The following is a 14670-nucleotide window of genomic DNA, read 5'->3' as shown; positions in this document are numbered from 1 at the left end:
CCCGCTGACCGGAGGCGCCATCACGGACAGGACAACCCTCAGGGAAACCGGCCGGACGAGGACTGACTCAGGCATGACCGCACCGCTGCACGAGGCCCACCCCAGCAGTCCCGGCCGACGGCTGCCCGACACCCAGCAGGGCATGCGCCGCCGCAACCTGTCGCGGGTCCTGCACACCGTGAACGCCGACGGGCCGCTGTCCCGCGCGGCCGTGGCCTCGCGCATCGGACTGACCCGGGCGGCCGTCTCGACCCTCGTGGACGAGCTGATCCGCTCGGGGCTGCTGGAGGAGCTGGGCCCCGAGCGGCCTGCGCGGGTGGGCCGGCCCGGTTCGGCACTGGCCCTGAGCGGTCGCGGCCCGGCGGGAATCGGCGCGGAGGTGGGCGTCGACCACCTCGCCGTCTGCGCGGTCGATCTGCGCGGCCGGGTACGCGCGCGGGTCGTGCGGCACGGCACCAACCGCGGCCGTGCGCCCGAACCCGTACTGCGGGAACTCACCGCGCTCGTACGCCGGATCATCGCCGAGACGGATCGGGAGGGGCTGTGGCCGGCGGGCCTGGCCGTCGCCGTGCCCGGCCTGGTCGCGCGTGACGCGCGGACCGTGGTGCGAGCCCCCAACCTCGGCTGGCACGACACGGACCTGGGGCCGCTGCTGCCCGGCGAGCTGACGCTGACCGTCGACAACGAGGCGAACTTCGGCGGCCTGGCCGAACTCTGGCTCAACGAGCAGGCACCACGCGACTTCCTGCACGTCTCCGCGGAGATCGGTATCGGCGGGGCCGTGGTCGTGGACGGACGGCTGCTGCGCGGGACGCGTGGCTTCGCGGGCGAGCTGGGACACGTGCCGGTACGGCCCGAGGGCCCCGCGTGCGCCTGCGGGGGACGCGGCTGCCTCGAGCAGTACGCGGGCGAGGAGGCCGTACTGCGCGCGGCGGGCCTGGAACCGGGCGAGGACCGGGTCGGGCTGCTGGCCGAGCACGCCGCGGAAGGCGACAAGAACGTACGGCGGGCCCTGCGCGACGCCGGTACCGCGCTGGGCATCGCGCTGACGGGCGCCGTCAATCTGCTGGACCCGGAGGCCGTCGTGCTGGGCGGGGCCCTGGCCGGGCTCGCTCCCTGGCTGCTGCCTTCGCTGGAGCGGGAACTGGCCCGCAGGACGGCGGGTCCCGCCTGCGCGGTGTCGGTCTCCCGGCTCGGCCCGCAGGGCCCTCTGCTGGGCGCCGCGCATTCCGTCGTACGAGCCGTGCTCGATGATCCGGCGGCGGCGGTGGGAGCAGGCGGGGCGTAGGCGCCCTACCCCGCTCTCACCACTCCCGACCGCTGTCCCCCGGTCCTCGGCGCGTCCCTACTCCGTCCTCGCCCGCTCTCACCGCCTCACACCGCGCTCTCGGCAAGCTGTCGGCGCGCGGATCCGTCGCCGGCGACCGGTCTCTCGCCCGACGCCTCGTCAGCAACTTGCCGCTCACGGGCGCTCCGATCCCCCTTTCAGGTGACCGAGTTATCCACATTCACCGTGCTGTCCACGGACCCGGGCGGGCCTCTCCTCCCCAACCGGCAAGACCCGTAACGTGTTTCACGCGAGACGCCGCCGTCGGGTGAACGGAGGCGCATGGCCCGTGTGTTCCGTCCTGCCGAGCAGGTCACCGCCCCCGAAAGGAAACCGCCGTGGACCGAGCCAAGTCCCTGTCCGCCTCCCTGCCCAGCAGGCGGCGCCTGCTGCAGAGCGCGGCCCTCGCCACGCTCTCGACCGCGCTGCTCCCCAGCACACGGGCGGGCGCGGAGCCGCAGGGCTACGACTACCCGCCGTCCGAATGGGTCCCGGCGAACACGTCCAACTACACGGTGGCCGGCCGCCCCACGAGCCACCCCGTCGACTTCGTCGTCATCCACGTGACGCAGGCGACCTACTCGGACACCCTCGCCATCTTCCAGAACCCGAAGAAGCAGGTGTCCGCGCACTACGTCGTCCGGTCCGCCGACGGCCACATCGCGCAGATGGTGCGCGAGCGCGACATCGCCTGGCACGCGGGCAACTGGGACTACAACACCCGCAGCATCGGTATCGAGCACGAGGGCTGGGTGGACAAGCCCGCCTACTTCACCGACGCCCTGTACGAGGAGTCGGCGAAACTCACCGCGTCGATCTGCGCCGCGTACGCGATCCCCAAGGACCGCTCGCACATCCTCGCGCACTACGAGGTGCCGGGCAGCGACCACACCGATCCGGGTCCCCACTGGGACTGGACGCGCTATATGAGACTCGTCGACTTCGCCTGACCGGCCGAGATCCGGGCCGGAGCGCCACGGGACGCGGCCGACGTGTCCGGATCGGCCGCGACGCTTGTCCGCGTCCGCCGGCGGAGTGACGATGGCACCAGCCGCGCAGTGTCCGGAGCGACCGGACCCACGTCCAGATCGGAGCATCCAGACCCAACCCGCGTACGGACACGTCTCGTCCAGACCCCTTCCGTCCCGCCGCGACACCGCCGGGGAGGCCGAATTGACCGATCCATGGGTGGCCCTGAACCCGGGTGCCGATCCCGTCGAGCGGGTTCGTGTACTGCGTCGCGCCCACGAGGCGTTCACCGAGGCGGGCACGGTACCTCGTCCGGTACGGGCCGTGGTCGCCGAATCATGGCGGCGTTCGGCACGGGCCGGAGTCCGGCCGGAAGGTTCCGCGTCTGTGGACCTCACCGGCGGGGACCTCGGGTCGTACCGGGCGGAACATCCGTTGGCACTGGTGATGCCGCTGTTCCGGGAGCTCATGGGCACGTTCGCGTCCGACGGCGAGCACCTCCTCGCGGTGTGCGACGCGCAGGGCAGACTTCTGTGGGTGGAGGGACATCCCGCCACGCGCCAGAAGGCGGACAGCATGAACTTCGTGCCGGGCGCACGATGGGCGGAGTCCGCGATGGGGACGAACGCTCCGGGAACTGCGGTCGCGCTCGACCGGCCGGTGCAGGTCTTCGCGGCAGAACACTTCATCCGGCGGGTCCAGCCATGGACGTGTGCGGCGGCTCCGGTACACGACCCTCGCACGGGTCGGCTGCTCGGCGCTGTCGACATCACCGGCGGGGACGGGCTCGCGCATCCGCACAGCCTGGGCTTCGTGCAGGCCGTGGCACGCGCCGCCGAGTCCCAACTGGCACTGCTCTCCCCGGCACCGGCCGCCACCGACGCCCTGCAGTTGACGGCGCTCGGCCGGGACGAGGCACTGCTCGTGGCGGACGGCCGCAAGCTGCGCCTGAGCCGCAGACACAGCGAGCTCGTGGTGCTGCTCTCCCGGCATCCGGACGGTCTGACGGGCGACGAGCTGCTGTGCGCGCTGTACGCCGACGAGTCGGTGACGCCGGTGACGTTGCGGGCCGAGCTGGCCCGGCTGCGCCGGCTGCTCGGGGCCGAGGTCCTCGGATCACGTCCCTATCGGCTCGCGGTTCCGGTCGAGTCCGACGTCGCCGTCGTGGAGCGCAGACTCGGCGTCGGAGCGGTCACGGCGGCCATGGCGGCGTACGCCGGTCCGTTGCTGCCCGGTTCGCAGGCCCCGGCGGTGGTGCGGCTGCGCCGACGGCTCGCGGACGGGCTGCGTGCCGCTCTCGTCTCCGCCCGTGACCCCGACCTGCTCGCGCAATGGGCCCAGGCCTCGTGGGGCGAGGACGACCTCGACGTCTGGAGGGCGCTGGCCGTCACGCGCCCGACAGCTCCGGTACGGGCACGGCTTGCCGAACTGGAAGCCGAACAGTCGGCGTCCCCCGGGTGGGCACACCACTGACGACCACGGGTACGTCCACCCGACATCGGCACACCGACTCCCCCGCCCGCGCCACCCCACCCCGTCCCCGTGCCGCCGTGCCGCCGTGCCGCCGTGCCGCCGTGCCGCCGTGCCGCGCAACGTACCTGCAACCTTTCCGTCCCTACTCTCGCGGCGAGAGCTGTCCAACGGCGGGCGGCCCTTCCTCGGGAGGCAGAGCACATGACCCGTTACGCAGCGCCCGGCACCGAAGGCGCGATCGTCTCCTACCAGTCGCGGTACGACCACTTCATCGGCGGCGAGTACGTGGAGCCCGCCCGTGGGCAGTACTTCGAGAACCCGAGTCCGGTGAACGGGCAGCCGTTCACGGAGATCGCGCGAGGCACGGCCGAGGACGTGGAGCGCGCGCTGGACGCGGCACACGCCGCCGCCCCCGCCTGGGGCCGCACATCGGTGACCGCACGGGCCGACATCCTCCTCAAGGTCGCCGACCGCATGGAGGCGAACCTGGAGAAGCTCGCGGTCGCGGAGAGCTGGGAGAACGGCAAGCCGATCCGCGAGACCCTGGCCGCCGACATCCCCCTCGCCATCGACCACTTCCGCTACTTCGCGGGAGCGGTCCGGGCCCAGGAGGGGTCGCTCGGCGAGATCGACGACGACACGGTGGCGTACCACTTCCACGAGCCGCTGGGCGTCGTGGCGCAGATCATCCCGTGGAACTTCCCGATCCTGATGGCGGTGTGGAAGCTGGCGCCCGCGCTCGCGGCGGGCAACGCTGTCGTGATCAAGCCCGCCGAGCAGACCCCGGCGTCCATCCACTACTGGATGAGCCTGGTCGCGGACCTGCTGCCGCCGGGCGTCGTGAACATCGTCAACGGCTTCGGTGTCGAGGCGGGCAAGCCCCTGGCGTCCAGCGCGCGGGTGGCGAAGGTGGCGTTCACCGGCGAGACCACGACGGGGCGGCTGATCATGCAGTACGCCTCCGAGAACATCAAGCCGGTCACGCTCGAACTCGGTGGCAAGTCACCGAACATCTTCTTCGACGACGTGTGGGCGCAGGACGACGACTTCCGGGACAAGGCGCTCGAAGGCTTCACGATGTTCGCGCTGAACCAGGGCGAGGTGTGCACCTGCCCGTCCCGCGCGCTCGTCCAGCAGGGCCACTACAACGAGTTCCTCGACGCGGCGGTCGCCCGTACCGAGGCGATCAAGCCCGGCCATCCGCTCGACACCGACACGATGATCGGCGCCCAGGCCTCCAACGACCAGTTGGAGAAGATCCTCTCCTACCTGGACATCGGCCAGCAGGAGGGCGCCAAGGTACTGACGGGCGGTCACCGTATCGACTACGACGGCGAGCTGGCCGGCGGGTACTACGTACAGCCGACGATCTTCCAGGGCGACAACAGGATGCGGGTCTTCCAGGAGGAGATCTTCGGTCCCGTCGTGTCCGTCACGTCGTTCTCGGACTTCGACGACGCCATCAAGATCGCCAACGACACCCTCTACGGCCTCGGCGCCGGCGTGTGGACGCGCGACCTCAACACGGCGTACCGCGCGGGTCGCTCGATCCAGGCGGGCCGGGTGTGGACGAACTGCTACCACGCGTACCCGGCGCACGCGGCGTTCGGCGGCTACAAGCAGTCGGGCATCGGCCGCGAGAACCACAAGATGATGCTGGACCACTACCAGCAGACGAAGAACCTCCTCGTGTCGTACTCGCCGAAGAAACTGGGCTTCTTCTAGACGCCAAAAAGGGCGCCTGCCCAGGCAATTCACCTGACAGGCGCCCTTCCCCGCGTGCGTCTAAGCGGTCGGCGTCGTAAGTCCTCCGGGGGCTGATCAAGCTGCCGGTGCGGCGGAGGATTCCTCCTGGTGATCGGCGGTGTGCCGGTCGAGTCTGGCCAGCAGATCGTCCAGGTCGGAGGTAGTGAACTTCCACTGGAACGACTGTGCTGTGGCGTTGTAGCGGTATTCGAATGCTCGGAGCCGGTCCCCGACCTGGGTGAGGTCGGTGCAGTCGTTGGGCGAGACGGCCTTGCGCTGCACGACGGAGACGTAGATCTCCTCCTGGTTCAACCAGGAGGCGTGGACCGGGGTGTGCACCAGTACCGCGTTCTGGGAAGGCGGCGGCAAGCCGGTCGGCGGCCTTCTTGCCCCGGTGGGAGGAGCCGTTGTCGACGACCCAGAACACGCCCTTGGCGCTGGCGTAGGGCTCCTGGGTGATGACCTGGGCGACCAGGGCCATGAACGGATCGATGCCGGTGGTCGGCTCGCAACGGCCGAAAACCTTCGCGCGGTGGACGTCGTAGGCGGCCAGGCAGGCCAGCGCGCCGCCGCGCCCGTAGGTGCGGTTCACCCGCATCGTTCGGGCCTGGCCGGGGGCCAGGGTGGGGTGGCAGCGGCAGCGGGCCTGGATGGAGGTCTTCTCATCCGCGGAGATGACGTATTCGTCTCTCCGAGCGGGGTGCCATCGAAGATGCGCGCGTACAGGTCCAGGACCTGTTGAGCGGTGGCGCGGAAGTTCGGGTCGCGGATGAAGATCCAGGAACGGTGCTGCCAGGGCTTGAGTGCGTCGTCCCTGAGCCAGCGGCCCACAGTGGAGGCGGAGATCGTGTCGGCGACGGCCCGGGTGACGGCCTCGCGCGCAAGCTCGGGGCATGACCAGCGCGAGAGCGGGGCTCCGGACTCGGTGGGCAACCGGCAGGCCAGTGTCTTGACTTCGGCGATCTGCAGCGCGGTGAACGTCGGAGGCCGCCCCGACCGCTTGCGGTCGGCCAGGGCGGGCACCCGGCCGGCCGCGAATCGGCCGCGCCAGCGGCGCACGGTGCCCACGTGCAGGTCGATTTCAGCGGCGATCTGGGCGTTGTTGCGGCCTCGTGCGGCCAGGAGGACGATCATCCGCCCGCTGGCGTGCCTGGTGCGGCGTCTTGCGGCCGTAGGCCATCTTCTTGAGCCGGTGGCGCTCGGCAGCTGTCAGTTCCAAGGGCACGGCGGAGCACACGGGCAGGGAAGGTGGGCGGCCCATCTATCCGTGGTGGAGAACGAAGTGGCGGGGCCGGCTTCCCGCACGGGCCGTCGGCTCGCCGGGGCCACAGCCTGAGCATCGACCCCGGTGAACCTTCCAGGTCAGAGCCAAATCACTCGTCAGGCGTTGGAGTGAACACCGATGCCGCCGGAGACGGTGAGGTTGTCGCCGGTGATGTAGCCGGCGGCGTCTGAGGCGAGGAAGGCCACGGCTTCGGCGATGTCGGCGGGAGCGCCGACGCGGCCGAGCGGGACGTCCCGGGCCCAGGAGTCGATCATTTCCTGGGAGACACCCATCTTGCTGTAGGCGGGGGTGTCGATCAGTCCTGGGCTGACGGCGTTGACGCGGATGCGGCGGGGGGCGAGTTCGAGCGCGAGGGACCGCATGAAGGGCAACAGTGCGCCCTTGGCGGCTGTCATGGCGGCTCCGAGACCTTCGGCGGCGCCCACGGTGAACACGACGGAGGCGCCCTCATTCAGGAGCGGGAGCGCTTTTTGCAGCGTGAAGAAGTTGCCCTTGACGTTGATGTCGAACAGGGCGTCGAAGGCGGCTTCGTCGGTTGATTCGATCGGGCCGGGGCGGGAGACGCCCGCGTTGAGGAAGAGCAGGTCGAGGGAGCCGAGTTGCCGGCGCGCCTGATCCATCGCCTGGTCGATGTCCGGCAGGGACCGTGCGTCGGCCCGGACAGCCGTGATGCCTTCGGGAAGCCCGGCGTCGGCGACATTGCCGAGGCCAGTGACCATGACGCGGTAGCCGCGGGAGTGGAGTAGTTCGGCGGTCGCCTTGCCGATGCCGCTGGTTCCACCAGTGATCAAAGCTGTGGGTGCAGGCATGATGCGCTCCTTTGCGTACTTCTGGGAAGGGGATGAGCGGCTCTGTCCGTGGGGCAGTGTGCTGTGCCGCGACCCTTCTGGCAGCGTATGCCAGATTGGCGGTCACTGCCACTTGGGAAGTGTATGCCGGTCTGGCAGCGCTGGGTAATCTGGTGGTATGCAACAGGACGCCAAGGCAGCGACGACTCCGGCCACGCTGCGGGACCGGACACGACAGATGGCCTCCCGAGAGATCCTCGAAACGGCTCTGCGCTTGTTCACCGAGCAGGGCTACGACGAGACGACCATCGCCCAAATCGCCCGGGAGGCCGGCGTTTCCCAGCGCACCCTCTTCCGCTACTTCGGCACCAAGGAGGACCTTCTCGGCGGCAACCAGGACCGCTTCGGGCAGGTCCTGACAGACGCGATCAGCGAACTGCCGGCCGAGGTCGACGTCTGGGAAGCCCTGCGCGCAGGGGTTGCTGCCGTACTGAGCCTGCATGACAGCCGCGAACAGGCCCTGGAGCGGTTCCGTCTCCTGCACAACACCGCCTCGCTGCGTGCCGGTTGGCTCGAAAAGCGATTGCGATTCCAGGAGGATCTGCTGCCGCTCGTCGAGACCCGCATGGACGCAGCTACCGACAACAAAGGCGCGAAGGCCCACGCGGTGATCGCGACGGCGTTCGCGTGCCTGGATGCCGCATCGATGACGTGGGTCGCCAACGACGGCAAGAGCGACATCATGGACCTTTACGACGAGTGTCTGGCTGTGGTGCGCGGCTGACGGCAGCGACCCACCAGCCCGGAATCCGTGGACGAGAACTGGGCATATCCGCTGCCGCAGACCGGGTCCAGATCCGGATCTCCCGGCTGGCTACAGATGGGCCACGCTGGCGTCATGCGCAATGACACCGGTGGCACGTCCACTCCGCTGACTGGACGCCACAAGACGAGCGCTCAAGTCAACCCCCGAAGGACTTCCGCAGCCGACCACTAAGCCACGGGGTGACGCGCAGAGCAACTCTGGATATGTCCCACTGCCATCCCACCTCTGACCAGCTGTTCCGGGGCATTTCCGGGCCAAGGTTCGGCTCACGCGCGTCCTCTGCGCTGCTGTCCTGCCCCTCCCACCTTCGCATCGGCTCCTCGATCAGGCTGTTGGCACGGTTCCGCGCCTCGACCAGAAATCTGGCGTAGTAACGGAAGAGAACCTGGATGCTTTTCCGGCGCGGCGCGCACACTCTGCCGGGTCGACACCGGAGGCAAGCCAGAACGAGATGCGCGGCGGCCAACGCTGCTCGATGTACTCCTGCGCCGACACCGGCTCCGGCTGCGTCCGAGATCAGAGCCGGCGAGAAACTGCACGCCGGCCGCGCGCAGCGTGCACTTCTTCTCCATGCTGCCTGGCTGGTGGTGTACCCGCGTTCCATCAGGAGCGGTACGAGGGCGACGACGCTGCGCACCACCGGGGCCGCGCCTGCGGCGGCTTGCGCAGGACTGGATGGGCGTCCGGCAAGGACGCTCGCAGCGCGAGGGCGTGGGCGGGGACGGTGACTGCGGTGAGGATCCCGGCCAGGACGAGGTAGGTGTGCCGCCAGGACAGGTGGTCGGCGAGCAGGGCCGCCAGGGGTGCGAAGACGGTGGAGGCCAGACCGCCGGCGAGGGGGACGATCGTCAGGGCCCGGACATGTCCGGGCCACCAGTGGACGAGGGCAGCGGACGCGGGCTGGTAGAACGTGGCGGCCAGCGCCCAACCGGCGGAGAACATAGGCAGGTTGGAGGTCGTGGCCAGCACGAGCAGGCTGGCGGCGCCAGGGGCTGGCCTGCCGTCATGACGGTGCACGGGCCACGCCGGTCGAGCGTCCTTCCCGCCCGAATACCGGCGAGCGCGGAAACGGCCAGGCCGAGCGAGAACGCCGCGGTGGTCGCTCCTGCCGGCCCTGACAGGACCCCCGTCCCGGTCACGGCCCCGTTGGTGTCGATGTCGGTCATCGGCGGTCAGCAGCAGCCGCCCGCAGAGACCGGTTCCTGCGTGCCGGTGTCGGCCTCGGCGATGCCGCCGCAGCAGGTACTGCCCTGCTGCTTGGCCAGGGAGTCGGCGTCGGCCTTGACGACGTACACCTCCCAGGATTCCTGGCCGGGCCCGTGGACCCAGACCTTGTCCTGGAGGGCGTAGCAGCAGGTGGTGTCGTTCTCCACGTCTGTCGCCAGGCCGGCCTCGCCCAGGCGAGCGGTGGCGCCGTGGACGGCCTCGGTGCTCTCGACCTCGACGCCGAGGTGGTCCATGCGCGTCGCCTCGTCCACAGTGCCTTCGATCAGGACGAGCTTGAGCGAAGGCTCGGTGATGGCGAAGTTGGCGTAGCCGTCACGGAGCTTGGCGGGCTCGGCGCCGAACAGCTTCGTGTAGAAGGCCACGGATGCGCCGAGGTCGGGGACGCGGAGGGCGAGCTGTACACGGGACGTCATGGCGAACCTCCTGGGGTGGGTGGGGAGTTCAGCAGCCGCCGGAGGTGGTGGCCGGGGCGCCGATGCCGATCTGGAGGGTGCCGGGCGCGGCGCAGCATCCGCCGCCCTCGCCGCTCTGGGCGGCGTCGGGGTCGTCGAACAGGCCCGCGCCGCCGCATACACCGGTCTCCGGCAGGGTCAGCTCGACGCGCTCGGCGGCCTCCTGGTCGCCGGCGAGCGCGGCGGCGATGGAGCGGACCTGCTCGTAACCGGTCATCGCGAGGAACGTGGGCGCGCGGCCGTAGGACTTCATGCCTGCCAGGTAGACGTCCTTCTCCGGGTGGGAGAGCTCGTTCACGCCGTGCGGGTAGACCGTGCCACAGGAATGCACGTTCGGGTCGATCAGCGGGGCCAGCGCGGTGGGGGCCTGGAGGCGCTCGTCGAGGCCGAGGCGGACCTCAGAGAGGAAGGACAGGTCGGGTCGGAAGCCGGTCAGGACGATGGCCTCGTCGACCGGGTCCAGACGGCGGCCGTCCTCGGCAACGAGGACGAGCCGGTCACCCTCCCGCGCCACAGCCTGTGTACGGAAACCGGTGACCGCGCTCGCGTGGCCGGCCTCGACGGCCGCCTTGGCACGCAGGCCCAGCGCACCGCGCGCGGGCAGCTCGTCCGCCTCGCCACCGCCGTAGGTGCTCGAGCCGATGCCGCGGCGCAGGATCCACGCGGCGTGGGTGCCGTCCTCCTCCCTGGCCAGGTCGGCGAGGTGGGCGAGGGCGGTGAAGGCGGAGGCACCGGAGCCGATCACGGCGGTGCGCTTGCCCGCGTACCGGGCGCGTACGGCCGGGTCGCCCAAGTCGGGGACCTGGTAGGAGATGCGGTCGGCGACTGCCTTCTCGCCGAGGGCGGGCAGGCCGTCGGCGCCCATCGGGCTGGGGGTGGACCAGGTGCCGGAGGCGTCGATGACGGCGCGGGCGGCAAGAAGCTCCTCGCGGCCGTCGGTGAGCTGGATGTGCACGGTGAAGGGCTGCTCGTCGCGGCCGGAGTCGACGATGCGGTCCCGGCCCGCGCGGGCGACACCGGTGACTGTGACGTCGTAGCGGACCTTGTCGCCGAGAATGTCGGCGAGCGGCTGCAAGTAGCGCTCGGCCCAGTCGCCGCCGGTGGGGTAGGCGGTGCCGTCGGGGCGAACCCAGCCGGTCGGGGCGAGGAGCTTTTCCGCGGCCGGGTCGCTGACCTCGGCCCAGGGGGAGAACAACCTCACGTGCGACCAGGCCCGTACGGCGGTGCCGGCTGACGGCCCGGCCTCCAGGACGAGCGGTTCGAGGCCGCGCTCGATGAGGCGGGCAGCGGCGGCCAGACCGATCGGGCCGGCGCCGACGACCGCGACGGGCAGCTGGTCGGTGGTGGGCGCGTTCACGAGATTCCCCTTTGCTTCGACATTCGTCGATGGCTTGCGCGACTCAGCATGGCACCTGTATTGATGAGCGTCAACATAGACATTCATCGAATTCACGGGATCGTGGAACAGGTCGATGTCGCGGCGATCGGTGGCGGCTGCGCTACTACGACAGCCTCACCTCTCGCCGGCCCGGGACAGCTCCCTGCTCGGCCTGCCGTTCGACGGGGACCCGGACCGCTATCCGCACCGCGCCGAGGTCGCCGCCCATCTGCTGCACTGCACCGACAGGCCGGACGCCGACATTCGTACCCGGACACGGGTACGGATGTCGCCTCCAGGGCGGCGCGTTCACGCTGGACCGCGCCGCGAGCGTCACCCGAGCCCACCCGGCGAGCTCGGCGCTGCCGGGCACCCTCGCCGTCGTGAGGGGGTGTCACTGACGCGTCCGGGGCCGGCGCACGTCCGGCCGGAGTGGCAGCGCAGCCTGTCGTCGAACTCCCTGCGCGGGGCCGGAAGGGATGCCGCCCGGGCTGCGCAGCGCATCGCCTCCCACCTGAACCGCGCCTGGGACCGTCCACCCCTCACCCCACTGGTTCGACATGTGTCAACATAGATGTATGTCGAATACGAAGGTGCTGCCGCTGCTGGACCCCGGCCCCCGCGAGGCTGCGGCGCCGTGCTGCCCGCCGCTCACCGAGCGCCCGTTCACGGCGGAGGAGGCCGAGACTGCCGCGCGGATGTTCAAGGCGCTCGGCGACCCGGTACGACTGCGACTGTTCTCCGCCGTGGCCTCGCACGAGGGCGGTGAGGCGTGCGTGTGCGACATCTCCGACGTCGGTGTCTCGCAGCCGACCGTTTCCCATCACCTGAAGAAGCTCAAGGAGGCCGGGCTGCTCACCTCCGAGCGGCGCGGCACCTGGGTCTACTACCGCGTCGAGCCGTCCGTGCTGGCCGCGATGGGCAAGCTGCTGACCATTACGCCAGCCGCAGCCTGACCGCCGCGAACAGCACAGGGACGGAAGTGGGCAGCTTGAGCGACCCTGCTCGTCGGCGGCGATCTGCGCGCCGGAGTTGCCGCCGCCGACCACGACGGTCCGCTGTCCCGCGAAGTCGAGCGGGCTGCGGTACTCCACGGTGTGCAGCCGGCGCCCGCGGAAGCCCGCTCGGCCGGCGACGGCGGGCAGAAAGGGGCGCCACCGGGTGCCGGTGGCGCTGATGACGACCCGGGCTTGCCAGGCGCCCACATCCGTCTCGACACGCAGGAACTCGCCGTCCCGGTGGACCCCGGTGACGCGTACGGGGCGGTGCAGTACCTCTGTCCCGCCTGTAGCGGCATCGAACGACCCGGCAGTGAGGAGTTGGCGGCCGGGGAGAACGGGTGCGGGGAGTCCCAGGCGTGCCGCCAGGCGCCGCCCGGTGTGGACTGGGCGTCGAGGATGACGAAGTCCACACCGGGGCGGCGCAGGTGGTAGCCGGCGGTGAGCCCGGCCTGGCCGCCGCCGATCACCCCACCCGCGTCCGACCGCAGTCGGTCACGGGGTCCGGACGGTGTTGGCGACCTGGGGCAACAAGGTGGCGTGTGCCTGATGGGCGGCGGAGCACGTCCGGCACAGCAGCCGTCGTACGGGTGGATCGATGGCGACCGCGCGGTTGATCGGCTTGGTGCAGGTCGGGGACTGCTGCCCCGCGCCGGCGGCCGACGCCGATCGCCGGTGCCTGCCGTCCACCGCTGTAGCAGTCCAGGCAGTGCATCAGCCCTCCTGCTGTACCGGTGTGAGCGTCTGGGCGGCGCTGAACTTCCGTCGCCAGGCCAGGGAGACGTACACCAGCGCCACCAGGACCGGAACCTCGATGAGCGGGCCGACGACGCCGGACAGGGCCTGGCCGGAGGTGACGCCGAAGGTGGCGATGGCGACCGCGATGGCCAGTTCGAAGTTGTTGCCGGCCGCGGTGAAGGCGAGGGTGGCGGTGCGGTCGTAGGCGAGGCCGATGACCTTGCCGAGGGCGAAGGTGCCGAACCACATGATCGCGAAGTACACGAGCAGTGGCAGCGCGATACGGGCCACGTCGAGGGGCTGCGAGGTGATCGTCTTCCCCTGCAGGGCGAAGAGGATGACGATCGTGAAGAGCAGTCCGTACAGGGCCCAGGGGGCGATCTTCGGAAGGAAGTCGGACTCGTACTTCTCCTGGCCGAGCTCCTTCTCGCCGATGCGGCGGGTGAGGAACCCGGCCAGCAGCGGGATGCCGAGGAAGATGACGACGTTCAGGGCGATCTTCCACATGGAGATGTCGAGGTGCTCGCCGTCGCCCAGGTTGAGCCAGCCGGGCAGGATGTCGAGGTAGAACCAGCCGAGCAGGCCGAACGTCAGGACCTGGAAGACCGAGTTCAGCGCGACCAGGACGGCCGCGGCCTCGCGGTCTCCGCAGGCGAGGTCGTTCCAGATGATGACCATGGCGATACAGCGGGCGAGACCGACGATGATCAGGCCGGTGCGGTACTCGGGCAGGTCCGGCAGGAAGATCCAGGCCAGTGCGAACATCACCGCCGGGCCGACGATCCAGTTGATGACCAGCGACGAGACCATGAGCTTGCGGTCGCCGGTGACGGCGTCGAGCTTGTCGTAACGGACCTTGGCCAGGACCGGATACATCATGATCAGCAGTCCGACGGCGATCGGCAGGGAGATGCCTCCGATCTCGACCTTGGCGAGGGCGTCGTTCAAGCCGGGGATGAGCCTGCCGAGGCCGAGGCCGAGGGCCATGGCGAGCAGGATCCATACGGCGAGGAAGCGGTCGAGCGTCGACAGCCTCGCGACGACCGAGGACTCCCCGGTCGTCGCGGCTGTTTCGGTGGGGGTCACGGACAGGCCCTCTTGTTCTCGGCGGCATCGCGAGCGGATTCGGCCAGGTCGGCGAACTGACCTGCGAGCTGGGCGATGACGTCCGGGCGCAGCCGGTAGTACATGTACCGGCCGCACGGTTCTGTCTCGACGACCCCGGCCTCGCGCAGCACCCTCAGGTGGTTGGAGACGTTGGTCTGCTTCGCACCGGTCTCTTCGATCAGGTGCGTGGAGCAGAGCGTCTCCTTGGCAAGGAGGGAGACGATCTGGAGGCGGAGCGGGTCGGCGAGGACTCGCATCAGATCAGCGTCGACTGACGTCATCATGGGCTGATACTCTCACATCAGTGGCGACTGACACCACTGGGCGCTGAAGTCATTCGTGCCTGATGCCGTCGT

13 protein-coding genes and 2 pseudogenes are annotated in these 14670 nt (G+C 70.1%); 6 read left to right on the top strand and 9 right to left on the bottom strand.

Annotated elements, in window-relative coordinates:
* Window positions 1-73 precede the first annotated feature (73 nt).
* The 4 genes from ACLVWQ_RS13440 to adh all read left to right on the top strand — a co-directional run bounded on the left by ACLVWQ_RS13440 (window position 74) and on the right by adh (window position 5494).
* The gene (locus ACLVWQ_RS13440) at window positions 74-1288 is read left to right on the top strand and encodes an ROK family protein (RefSeq protein WP_414108730.1); all 1215 of its coding nucleotides are present in this window, start codon (window positions 74-76) and stop codon (window positions 1286-1288) included.
* A gap of 377 nt (window positions 1289-1665) precedes the next feature.
* Window positions 1666-2277, top strand: coding sequence for an N-acetylmuramoyl-L-alanine amidase (locus ACLVWQ_RS13435; RefSeq protein WP_414108729.1), 612 nt, complete (start codon window positions 1666-1668; stop codon window positions 2275-2277).
* Window positions 2278-2500: 223 nt separating this feature from the next.
* Complete coding sequence (locus ACLVWQ_RS13430) at window positions 2501-3769, top strand: GAF domain-containing protein (protein WP_414108728.1); 1269 nt, start codon at window positions 2501-2503, stop codon at window positions 3767-3769.
* 201 nt (window positions 3770-3970) lie between these two features.
* A complete protein-coding gene (gene adh / locus ACLVWQ_RS13425; RefSeq protein ID WP_414108727.1) occupies window positions 3971-5494 on the top strand; it encodes an aldehyde dehydrogenase in 1524 nt (507 codons plus the stop codon).
* Window positions 5495-5590: 96 nt separating this feature from the next.
* On the opposite strand, the gene ACLVWQ_RS13420 is transcribed toward adh, so the two are convergent.
* The 3 genes from ACLVWQ_RS13420 to ACLVWQ_RS13410 form a co-directional block, all read right to left on the bottom strand.
* Window positions 5591-5884, bottom strand: coding sequence for a hypothetical protein (locus tag ACLVWQ_RS13420; RefSeq protein ID WP_414108725.1), 294 nt, complete (start codon window positions 5882-5884; stop codon window positions 5591-5593).
* A 219-nt stretch (window positions 5885-6103) separates the two neighbouring features.
* Window positions 6104-6649 carry a helix-turn-helix domain-containing protein gene (locus ACLVWQ_RS13415; RefSeq protein WP_414108723.1) on the bottom strand — a complete coding sequence of 182 codons (546 nt, stop codon included), beginning with the start codon at window positions 6647-6649 and terminating at the stop codon, window positions 6104-6106.
* A 246-nt stretch (window positions 6650-6895) separates the two neighbouring features.
* Entirely contained in the window at window positions 6896-7609 is a 714-nt protein-coding gene (locus ACLVWQ_RS13410) for an SDR family NAD(P)-dependent oxidoreductase (protein ID WP_414108721.1), read from the bottom strand.
* A 157-nt stretch (window positions 7610-7766) separates the two neighbouring features.
* Between ACLVWQ_RS13410 and ACLVWQ_RS13405 the strand changes: the two genes are divergently transcribed.
* On the top strand, window positions 7767-8372 hold the full coding sequence (locus tag ACLVWQ_RS13405; RefSeq protein ID WP_414108720.1) for a TetR/AcrR family transcriptional regulator: 606 nt from the start codon (window positions 7767-7769) through the stop codon (window positions 8370-8372).
* Between the two features lie 610 nt (window positions 8373-8982).
* Here the strand turns inward: ACLVWQ_RS13405 and ACLVWQ_RS13400 are convergent.
* From ACLVWQ_RS13400 to ACLVWQ_RS13390, 3 genes and pseudogenes are all read right to left on the bottom strand, one after another.
* Window positions 8983-9580, bottom strand: a pseudogene (locus ACLVWQ_RS13400) (MFS transporter); the annotation flags it as partial.
* A gap of 6 nt (window positions 9581-9586) precedes the next feature.
* Window positions 9587-10054 carry an ArsI/CadI family heavy metal resistance metalloenzyme gene (locus tag ACLVWQ_RS13395; protein WP_414108719.1) on the bottom strand — a complete coding sequence of 156 codons (468 nt, stop codon included), beginning with the start codon at window positions 10052-10054 and terminating at the stop codon, window positions 9587-9589.
* 28 nt (window positions 10055-10082) lie between these two features.
* Window positions 10083-11450, bottom strand: coding sequence for an NAD(P)-binding domain-containing protein (locus ACLVWQ_RS13390; RefSeq protein WP_414108718.1), 1368 nt, complete (start codon window positions 11448-11450; stop codon window positions 10083-10085).
* Window positions 11451-12049: 599 nt separating this feature from the next.
* On the opposite strand from ACLVWQ_RS13390, the gene ACLVWQ_RS13385 reads away from it, so the two are divergent.
* Window positions 12050-12427 (top strand): ArsR/SmtB family transcription factor, encoded by a 378-nt coding sequence (locus ACLVWQ_RS13385; protein WP_414108717.1) that lies wholly within the window; start codon window positions 12050-12052, stop codon window positions 12425-12427.
* Window positions 12428-12478: 51 nt separating this feature from the next.
* Here the strand turns inward: ACLVWQ_RS13385 and ACLVWQ_RS13380 are convergent.
* The 3 genes and pseudogenes from ACLVWQ_RS13380 to ACLVWQ_RS13370 all read right to left on the bottom strand — a co-directional run.
* Window positions 12479-12960: pseudogene (locus tag ACLVWQ_RS13380) on the bottom strand (NAD(P)-binding domain-containing protein); the annotation flags it as partial.
* A 223-nt stretch (window positions 12961-13183) separates the two neighbouring features.
* Complete coding sequence (gene arsB, locus ACLVWQ_RS13375; protein ID WP_414108716.1) at window positions 13184-14293, bottom strand: ACR3 family arsenite efflux transporter; 1110 nt, start codon at window positions 14291-14293, stop codon at window positions 13184-13186.
* A complete protein-coding gene (locus ACLVWQ_RS13370) occupies window positions 14290-14598 on the bottom strand; it encodes an ArsR/SmtB family transcription factor (RefSeq protein ID WP_414108715.1) in 309 nt (102 codons plus the stop codon). Before ACLVWQ_RS13370 ends, arsB begins: the two co-directional genes overlap by 4 nt.
* Between the last annotated feature and the right edge of the window lie 72 nt (window positions 14599-14670).

It is taken from the genome of Streptomyces sp. CWNU-52B, assembly GCF_047444975.1.
GTDB lineage: Bacteria > Actinomycetota > Actinomycetes > Streptomycetales > Streptomycetaceae > Streptomyces.
Note: the sequence above shows the minus strand (reverse complement) of the source record. Positions and strands in the feature narration are given on the sequence as shown.